Annotated in this window: 5 protein-coding genes; 4 read left to right on the forward strand and 1 reads right to left on the reverse strand. The window is 63.6% G+C overall.

What is annotated here, in order from left to right:
* The first annotated feature begins 52 nt into the window (after positions 1-52).
* The 4 genes from E4Q08_RS18255 (at position 53) to selD (ending at position 4430) form a co-directional block, all read left to right on the forward strand.
* Positions 53-736 (forward strand): sulfite exporter TauE/SafE family protein, encoded by a 684-nt coding sequence (locus E4Q08_RS18255; RefSeq protein ID WP_169071408.1) that lies wholly within the window; start codon positions 53-55, stop codon positions 734-736.
* A complete protein-coding gene (locus E4Q08_RS18260; RefSeq protein WP_169071409.1) occupies positions 733-2979 on the forward strand; it encodes a heavy metal translocating P-type ATPase in 2247 nt (748 codons plus the stop codon). The genes E4Q08_RS18255 and E4Q08_RS18260 overlap by 4 nt, the downstream gene beginning before the upstream one ends.
* A gap of 34 nt (positions 2980-3013) precedes the next feature.
* On the forward strand, positions 3014-3220 hold the full coding sequence (locus E4Q08_RS18265) for a heavy-metal-associated domain-containing protein (protein ID WP_034911155.1): 207 nt from the start codon (positions 3014-3016) through the stop codon (positions 3218-3220).
* Between the two features lie 97 nt (positions 3221-3317).
* Complete coding sequence (gene selD / locus E4Q08_RS18270; RefSeq protein WP_169071410.1) at positions 3318-4430, forward strand: selenide, water dikinase SelD; 1113 nt, start codon at positions 3318-3320, stop codon at positions 4428-4430.
* A 152-nt stretch (positions 4431-4582) separates the two neighbouring features.
* On the opposite strand, the gene E4Q08_RS18275 is transcribed toward selD, so the two are convergent.
* A partial coding sequence (locus E4Q08_RS18275) for an SdrD B-like domain-containing protein (protein ID WP_211203482.1) occupies positions 4583-8782 on the reverse strand: 4200 nt, incomplete at its 5' end.

The following is an 8782-nucleotide window of genomic DNA, read 5'->3' on the forward strand; positions in this document are numbered from 1 at the left end:
TGGGCACCCCCGATCATGAAAGTCATGAGTCGCTGACGCGACTTTCACACTGATGCCTGAATCCAGCTATCTTGCCCTGTTGTTGATCGGTCTGCTGGGGGGTACGCACTGCGTCGGGATGTGCGGCGGCATCGTCGGCGCGCTGTCGATGGGTGCCCCTGCAAGCATCGCCCTGCATCTGGCGTACAACAGCGGCCGCATCGTCAGCTATGCCACCGCCGGCGCCATGGCCGGTGCGCTCGGAGAAGCCGGCATGGCCCTGTCCGGTCAATGGCCGGTTCGCACCGTCCTTTACCTGCTCGCCAACGCGATGTTGATCGCGCTGGGTCTCTACCTGATGGGCGTCACCCGGGCGCTGGCATTCAGCGAGCGCTGCGGCCAGAAGCTGTGGCGGCATCTGCAACCGCTGAGCCGCCGCTATCTGCCTGCACGCACCGTGGCGCAGGCCTTTCCGCTCGGTCTGCTGTGGGGTTGGCTGCCCTGCGGGCTGGTCTATAGTGCCCTGGCAACCGCCCTCACCAGCGGTTCTACGGTGCATGGGGCCGGCCTGATGCTGGCCTTCGGCGTCGGCACCCTGCCCAATCTGCTGCTCGCCGGTCTGCTCGCCGCCCGCCTCCAGGCCTATGCCATGAAACCAGGGGTCCGGCTGGCTTGCGGCCTGCTGATTCTCGGTTTTGGCATCTGGGGACTGCTCGGGGTGCTGGGACTGGCGCCACAGGTGCTCCGCAGCGGATGAGCGAATCAGGCCCCGATTCTCGGCTGCCCAGCGACCTGCCGCCGCAGACTCTTGAGCTGGCCATCGCCGGCATGAGCTGCGCGGCCTGCTCGGCACGGCTGGAAAAAATGCTCAACCGTCTGCCTGGGGTAGACGCGGTAGTCAATCTGGCGACCGAGCGAGCGACGGTTCGTTACCTTCCCGGCGTCGTCGCGCCAGCGCTACTGATCGCCACCGTCGAGCGCGCCGGCTTCACTGGCCGTTTGGCCGATGATCGTTCTCAGGCGGACGAAAAGGCAAGAAAACGCGCCAGCGAGCGGGCCGAATTGCGTCGTTTCTGGATCTCGGCCGCGCTGACGCTGCCGCTGACCGCGCAAATGCTGAGCATGTTCGATGCCGACGTTCACGCTCACCAGGATTTCCTGCCTCGCTGGCTGCAACTGCTGCTGGCGACACCGGTACAATTCTGGATCGGCTGGCGTTTTTACGATGGCGCCTGGAAAGCCTTGCGCGCTGGCGGTGCCAATATGGACGTGCTGGTCGCGCTCGGTACCAGCATGGCTTACGGCTTCAGCCTGGTCGTCACCCTGTCGCATGCTGCCGACCTGCATGTCTATTTCGAGGCCTCGGCGGCAGTGATCACGCTGGTGCTGCTCGGCAAGCTGCTCGAGGCACGCGCCAAGGCAAAGACCAGCGAGGCCATCGAGGCGCTGATCCGCCTGCAACCGAAAACGGCCCGTGTCGAACGCGACGGACGACTGCTCGACATCGACGCCGCTCTGCTGGTGCCAGGGGACATCTTCATTGTCCGTCCCGGCGAAAGCCTGCCGGTCGACGGCGAGGTGATCGACGGTTCGTCGAACGTCAATGAAGCCATGCTCACCGGTGAAAGCATGCCGCTGGCCAAGCGCCGCGGCGACCGCGTCTTTGCCGCCACCGCCAACGGGGAGGGAATGCTGCGTTGCCGGGCCAGCAGCGTTGGCGAGCACACCCTGCTCGCCGGAATCATTTGCATGGTGGCCGAAGCGCAGGGGTCGAAAGCGCCGGTGCAGAGACTCGCTGACCGGGTTTCGGCAATATTTGTACCGGTCGTCTGCGCCATCGCCCTGCTTACCTTGATCGCCTGGTGGGCTTTTTCCGGCGTTTTCAGCAGCGCGCTGGTCAATGCCGTGGCGGTGCTGGTGATTGCCTGTCCCTGCGCCCTCGGGCTGGCCACGCCGACGGCGATCATGGTCGCCAGCGGTCAGGGCGCCGCAGCCGGCATCCTGGTCAGGAATGCCGAAGCGCTCGAGCGCGCCGAGAAGGTCAGCATACTGGCGATCGACAAGACCGGCACCCTGACGCGCGGCGAACCGCTCGTCACCGATCTTGTCCCTTTGGCGGCGTCGGCCGAGGAAGCGCTGGCGCTGGCTGCTGGCCTGGAACAGGGATCGGAACATCCGCTGGGGCGGGCCATCCTGCAGCACGCACAGGCCGCCGGGACGGTCTTGCCGGAACTTGACGAGTTTCAGGCGATTCCCGGTCGCGGCGTCGAAGGCCGGGTCGCCGGGCGCCGGCTGCGGCTGGCCGCGCTGGACGGCTGCCACGGCCTGGCCTTGCCGGAGGAGTTGGTCAATACCCTGCAGCGCGCCGGCAAGACCGTCGTGGTCCTGATGGAGAAGCGCATCACCCCATCTGCCGGAGACGATGGCTTCCTTGCACTGGCGCTCCTGGCCATCGCCGACCCACTGCGCGAAACCTCGCGTGCCGCCGTGGCTCGTCTCAAGGGCATGGGAATCCGCGTCGTGATGCTGACCGGTGACCATCTCGAAACCGCCACGGCGATTGCCCAGGAGACCGGTATCGATGATTTCCACGCCGGCATCCTGCCCGCGGACAAGGCGGCGGCGGTCAATGCGCTGAAGACCGGCAAGGCGGTGGTGGCGATGGTCGGTGACGGAATCAACGATGCGCCGGCACTGGCGGCCGCCGACGTCAGCTTCGCCATCGGGGCCGGATCCGATGCCGCCATTGCGGCAGCCGACGTGACGCTGGTGCGCGGCGATCTCAACGGAATCGCCGATGCCATCCTGCTTTCGCGTGCGACGCTACGGAAAATCAGGCAGAATCTGTTCTGCGCGTTCATCTACAATGTGCTCGGCATTCCCTTGGCGGCGCTGGGAATGCTCAATCCGGTGATCGCAGGCGCCGCAATGGCAATGAGTTCGGTCTCGGTGGTGTCCAACTCGCTGCTCCTCAAACGCTGGCGCGCCGGTGGCAAGTAAGGCCAGGCGCCAGACTCTCTGATGGGAAGGTCTGATGGAAAGAATCGTGATTGCGGTAGCCGGGATGAGTTGCCAGGGCTGCGTGCAGAGTGTCACCGCCGCCCTCCGGGCGCTGCCCGGTGTCGAGCAGGTGGAGGTATCCCTCGCTTCTGGGCAGGCCAGCGTCGCCTGTGACCCAGCACTGGTGAGTGCCGCCGAGTTGCGGCAGGTGGTCGAAGAAGCGGGATTCGACGCCAGTTAATGTGCAAGTCGCGTCAGCGACTCACGAATGTTTCCGCGTAGCGATCTTCGCCATCACCTGTCACACACCGCACACCCGCCCTGCTTGGTCAAGAAAAATGTCCAGAAAAAAAACCGGAACCAACGAAGCTGTTGCACCGCAAGCCCCCTCGACCGCAGCGATCAGACTGACGCAGTTCTCGCACGGCGGCGGTTGCGGATGCAAGATCGCTCCCGGCGTACTCGAACAGATCCTCGCCAAGACCTCGTCAGCGATCGTGCCTCGACAACTGCTGGTCGGTATCGAGACCAGCGATGACGCTGCCGTCTATCAACTCAACGCCGAGCAGGCGCTGGTGGCGACCACCGATTTTTTCATGCCGATCGTCGATGATCCTTTCGACTTTGGCTGCATCGCCGCGACCAACGCGCTCTCCGATGTCTATGCCATGGGAGGCGTGCCGCTGTTGGCCCTGGCGATCGTCGGCATGCCGGTCAACAAGCTGCCGCTGGCCACCATCAAACGGATTCTCGAAGGCGGCGAGTCCATCTGCACCAGGGCAGGCATTCCGATTGCCGGCGGACATACCATCGACTCGGTCGAGCCGATCTACGGCCTCGTCGCCATCGGCCTGGTGCATCCGGACAACCTCAAACGCAATTCCGGCGCCCGCCCCGGCGACCAGCTGATTCTCGGCAAGGCACTCGGGGTGGGTTTCTTCAGCGCGGCGCTGAAGAAAGGGCTGTTGTCGCACGCATGCTACACAGCGATGATCGCCGCAACGACGCAGCTCAACACGCCGGGCCGCGCGCTCGCCTGCCTGTCCGGCGTACACGCGATGACCGACGTCACCGGTTTTGGTCTGCTCGGCCACCTGGTTGAAATCTGCAAGGCCTCGGGCGTTTCGGCAAAGATCGATTACACGGCCCTGCCCTTGCTGCCGAATGCGCTCGATTACGCAGCAAAAGGCTGTATCACCGGCGCTTCCGGGCGCAACTGGGCGAGTTATGGCGAGCACGTCAGTCTCCAGAAGAAACAATTCGGCGACCCCGAACAAGCGCTGCTGACCGACCCGCAGACCAGCGGTGGCCTGCTGGTCGCCTGTGCCCCCGAAGTGGTCACCGAAGTCCTGGCGATTTTTCTGCAGGAAGGATTCGACCACGCCACGGTGATCGGAGAGATCTGCGAAGGCAAGCCGCAGGTGTACGTGCTCAAGAGCCAGGCCGGCTAAAAAAATGGGGACACCTTGCAGTGTCCCCCTTGCAACCCATCGACTTCAGCCGAAGGAAAAACGCCCGCGGTGTTCTCCCGCGCTTGTGTCCGCTTGAAGGCAGCAGCCGGCCAGCGCGATGGGTACGCGCCGGCAACTGATGCAGGAACCGCTTACGCGAACAGCCACCCAGCGTCGACCGACGTTTGACTACCGGCGGCGTTCAGCAATTCGGCGATCCCGGTCAGCGTGACGCCAGCAGCAGCAGCGTCCTCAGCCGACACGTTGAAGTACACGTCGGTCATGTCCACCGTCTGCCCGTCGGACATCGTCGCGCTGCTGCGCTCGAGATGCACGTTACCCTGACGGTCCAGGAACGGCAACTCGGTGTAAGCCGTGACCAACTGACTCACGCCGGCCTCGGCAAGTGTCATCAGTTCGCCGTCGTCGGTCTGGTGATTACCGTTGATGTCCCGCCAGATCCTCAGATCGGCAAAGGCTGTGTCGCCAGCATTGACCAGGCCATCGCCATTGCTGTCATATTCGGTCAGTTGCGCAAAACCCGCACCCTTGGCCGTGCCGCCGAACAGTTCGCTGATGCTGTCGACCTTGCCGTTGCCGTTCTTGTCGACCGCCAGGAAACCATCGCCGCCCGAGATCCAGCCCGAAGCCACTGCGCTGCCGTTGCCGAAGAGGTCGAAACTGCCACCGGAAGCGGCGCGGCTGACGGTCTGGATGCCGTTGCCATCGAGGTCGATGACGATCGGCGTGATGCCGGCGTCGCGGGTCGGGTCGTACTGGTTTGAAACCAGCGAAAAGGCGTCCGTTTGGCTGATGTTGACCAAAGTTCTCACCCCCGACGTGCCAATATCGCTATCGATCGCGTCGTTCGTGCCCTGATCCTTGCCGGCCCAATACCAGGTGTTCATGTTGACACCGTTGTACATGATATTGCCCTTGTCGAACTCGAGCTTGTACTTACCTGGATCGAGATTGGTAAAGCTGTAGTTGCCGCTGCTATTCGTGGTGGTGGTGCGCACCGCCGGGTCGTCGCCGTTGCCGAAAACCCCATCCGCTCCAGCGCCAATCAACTTGACCTTGATCCCGCCGATGCCGGGTTCACCGCTATCCTGGATGAAATTGTGGTTCTTGTCTTCCCAGACCTTGTCGCCGACCGAAGCCTTGCGGTAGAGGCCCGCATCCCAGCTCAGGTCGTTTTCACCGTTGATCAGCGTCGTGAGAACGGTCTTCCCGGTTGCCGGATCGATGTCGGAGTCGGTCGCATCGTTTCCACTCTGATCCTTCGGCGAAACGTAGTAACCCGTAGGCGCCACCACCTGCACCTTGTAGTCACCCGGAGTGAGATTGCTGAAGAGGTAATTGCCGTTGGCATCGGTGGTGGTGGTAGCGACGGTGCCATCCGACGAGTTGAGCAACTTGACGGTCACTCCACTGATCCCTTTCTCACCCGTATCCTGAACCCCGTTGGCATTGAGGTCTTCCCAGACGCGGTCGCCGAGCGATGCGAGAACGGGTTGCGCAGCCGGATTCTTGTAATGGCTGAGGTCGGAGTCGGAAGAGGCACCCGGAACCGTCACTGTCGCCTTGTTCTCATAAACGCCCGAGGAGGACTGCCTGACCGTCAGTTTCTCGATCTTGAACCGATCCTCCGGCGTGGTATCGCCCGTCCAGCCGGCAATCACCAGCACGTTGCCGGACAAGTTACCGGCGTTCAGGTCGGCCAGCCGGGTCGTACTGAGGTCGGTCAGATTGACCTCGGTGAACCCCAGCGCGGTGAGTTCAGCGTCGCTGAGCATCGTGTCATGGTTGTTGAACGGGTCGTTACGCGTGCCGATCCACACCGACATGTCGCTGTCGCCGACGACATAGCCCAGGAAGGCCGAGTCGACGACCACGTTCTGATTGAACTCGAACAGCACGTAGTTGTCCCGGCCGCCCATATTGTCCACTGTATGCGTGTCGCCACTGCCGCTCTCGCTGCTGTCGGTCACGCCGAGTCCGCCGCCGTAGCTGCCGAGGTAGGCTTGCGCCCAGGCTCCGGTGCTTTGATCGCGGCTGAAGGCGCTGGTCTTGACCGACAGTGCGCCGGAGGTGAAGGTGCGAACGTTGCCGTCGCTCCCGTCCGTAGCGCTGCTGCCCGAGAAGTCGAAGGTGGTCGCGGCGCCCGCAGTCGTCAGGTCCTGGACGATGCCGGTGGCCTTGTACAGCCAAACCTCGTTCGGGTCCAACTGATTGTTGGCGTTGCTGTCGCCCGACTGGTAGGTGATCTTGCCATTGGCCACCGAGAGGTCGTCCGCGGTACTTGCGGTCGTGCCGTTGTCGTCGACGATCGCCACAGCGCTTTTCGCAAAGGCCACGTTGCCCGTATTGCTCACCTGGTAGGTCCAGGTGACGCTCGAACCGGGTGTCAGGATCGGCACCCCGGCGCCGTTGGCCGCATCCTCGTTGTCGTAGTTCGGCGCAGTCGAATTGCTGTTGCTCGGTCCGTTGGTGGTCTTCTCGATGTCGATCTTCGGCGTCGGGGTCGGCGCTACGGGGTTCTTGTAGTGGCTGAGGTCGGAGTCGGAAGGTGCACCCGGAGCCGTCACCGTCGCCTTGTTCTCATAGACCCCCGAGACCGGCTGGACCGTCAGTTTCTCGATCTTGAACCGATCCTCCGGCGTGGTATCGCCCGTCCAGCCGGCAATCACCAGCACGTTACCGGACAAGTTACCGGCGTTCAGGTCGGCCAGCCGGGTCGTACTGAGGTCGGTCAGATTGACCTCGGTGAACCCCAGCGCGGTGAGATCGGCGTCGCTGAGCAGGGTGTCATGGTTGTTGAACGGGTCGCTGCGCGTGCCGATCCACACCGACAGGTCGCTGTCGCCGACGACATAGCCCAGGAAGGCCGAGTCGACGACCACGTTCTGATTGAACTCGAACAGCACGTAGTTGTCCCGGCCGCCCATATTGTCCACTGTATGCGTGTCGCCACTGCCGCTCTCGCTGCTGTCGGTCACGCCGAGTCCGCCGCCGTAGCTGCCGAGGTAGGCTTGCGCCCAGGCTCCGGTGCTTTGATCGCGGCTGAAGGCGCTGGTCTTGACCGACAGTGCGCCGGAGGTGAAGGTGCGAACGTTGCCGTCGCTCCCGTCCGTAGCGCTGCTGCCCGAGAAGTCGAAGGTGGTCGCGGCGCCCGCAGTCGTCAGGTTCTGGACGGTACCGGTCGCCTGGTATAGCCACACCTCGCCAGGCTCCAGGAGAGTATCGGCATCACCGGTCTGTACGCTCTGGAACGTAATCTTGCCGTTGGCCACCGAGAGGTCGTCCGCGGTATTGGTCGTTCCATTGTCGTCGACGATCGCCACAGCGTTTTTCTCAAATGTTGCGCTGCCCGTATTGGTCACCTGGTAGGTCCAGGTGACGTTCGTACCTGGTGTCAGGATCGGAACCCCGGCGCCGTTGGCCGCGTCCTCGTTGTCGTAGTCGGGCACAGTCGAATTGCTGTTGCTCGGCCCATTGGTGGTCTTCTCGATGTCGATCTTGGGCGTTACCAGACCCGCATCGATGGTCGGGTTGTGCTCGCCCGCGGTCAGCGTGACGATCTGGCTCAGGCCCGTCGGGCTGACGTCGGAGTCCTTCGTGTCGTCGCCGCCCAGATCCTGGCCGGTGTAGTTGTACCCCGCGGGCTTGCTGAACTGCACCTGGTATTCGACGCCCGGGGTCAGCCCCGTGAATTTGTAGAAACCGTCGGCGCCGGTGGTGGTGGTCGCCGTGGTGTTGTCGCCGCTCGTGGCGATCTTGCCGTCGGCACCGCCGCCGATCAGGGTGATGGTCTGCCCCGTGATGCCGGTCGCGCCGTCATTCTGCTGGCCATCGCCGTTGCTATCCACCCACAGCCGGTCGCCCAGGCTGGCGAGAGGAATCACCACGCCCGCATCGAGGGTCGGGTTGTACTCACCCGGCGCTAGCGTGACGATCTGCGTCTTGCCCGTCGTGGTGTCGGCGTCGGAGTCGGAAGCGTCGTTGCCGACGTTCTGGCTGGTGAACAGGTAGCCGGCCGGCAGGTCGCTGAACTGCACCTGATATTCGACGCCCGGCGTCAGGCCCTTGAATTGATAGAAACCGTCGGCGCCGGTGGTGGTGGTCGCCGTGGTGTCGCCCACGCCGTCGATCTTGCCGTCGGTACCGCCGCCGATCAGGGTCACGGTCTTGCCGCTGATCCCGGTCGTGCCGTCGTCCTGCTGGCCGTTGGCGTTGCTATCCACCCACAGCCGGTCGCCCAGGCTGGCGAGAGGAATCACCACGCCCGCATCGAGGGTCGGGTTGTACTCACCCGGCGCTAGCGTGACGATCTGCGTCTTGCCCGTCGTGGT

Source organism: Candidatus Accumulibacter contiguus, from assembly GCF_012940005.1.
Taxonomy (GTDB): domain Bacteria; phylum Pseudomonadota; class Gammaproteobacteria; order Burkholderiales; family Rhodocyclaceae; genus Accumulibacter; species Accumulibacter contiguus.